Annotated in this window: 1 protein-coding gene; it reads right to left on the reverse strand. The window is 64.3% G+C overall.

Annotated elements, in window-relative coordinates; genetic code table 11:
* On the reverse strand, positions 1 to 798 hold a 798-nt coding region (locus RM463_RS17440; RefSeq protein WP_311430774.1), incomplete at both ends, for a TRAP transporter large permease subunit.

The raw sequence follows: 798 nt of genomic DNA on the forward strand, positions 1-798 counted from the left end.
AATAGAGCAGATCGGGAAGGAAGAGCACAATGCCCGGCAACAGCAGCACCAGCAAGGCGCGAAGCGTGCCCGCCACCCAGAACGGCGTCACACCGCGGAAGATCGTTCCCGTCGCCACGTCCGGCAGCACCGCCCGCAGCACGAAGACGTTCATTCCCACCGGCGGCGTGATCAGGCTGATCTCGATCACGATCACCACCAGGATGCCGAACCACACCAGGTCGTAGCCGAGCCCCGCGACCACCGGGAAGAAGACCGGCACCGTCAACAGCAACATCGACATGCTCTCGAACACACAGCCCAGCACCACGTAGATGGCGATGATCGTCAGAATCACCACGAAGGGTGCCACGTTCATGCCGCTGACCAGCGCCAGCAGATCATTGGGCAGCCCGGCCCGGTTGATGAAGTTGGCGAAGATCAGTGCCGTCAGCACCACCGCAAAGAGCATGGCCGTGGTTCGCACCGTGTCCATCAGCACGTTCATCAGCACACGTGGCGACAGCGAGCGACGCATCAGGGCGATCAGAAACGCCCCCATGGCCCCGATGCCGGCGGCCTCGGTGGGGGTGAAGATACCCAGGTAGATACCGCCGATCACCAGCACGAACAGCGCCAGCGTGCTGCCCACGCTCTTCAGCGCGGCGATGCGCTCCGGCCACGGCACCTTCTGTGCCGCCGGACCCGCCTCCGGATCGCGCCACAGCACCCACTTCACCGCCCCCAGATAGAGGAAGATGCCCAGAATGCCGGGGATAAAGCCGGCGGCGAACAGCTCGCGGATGCTCGTCTCGGTCA

It is taken from the genome of Halomonas sp. LES1, assembly GCF_031846005.1.
In the GTDB taxonomy this organism is placed as follows: domain Bacteria; phylum Pseudomonadota; class Gammaproteobacteria; order Pseudomonadales; family Halomonadaceae; genus Halomonas.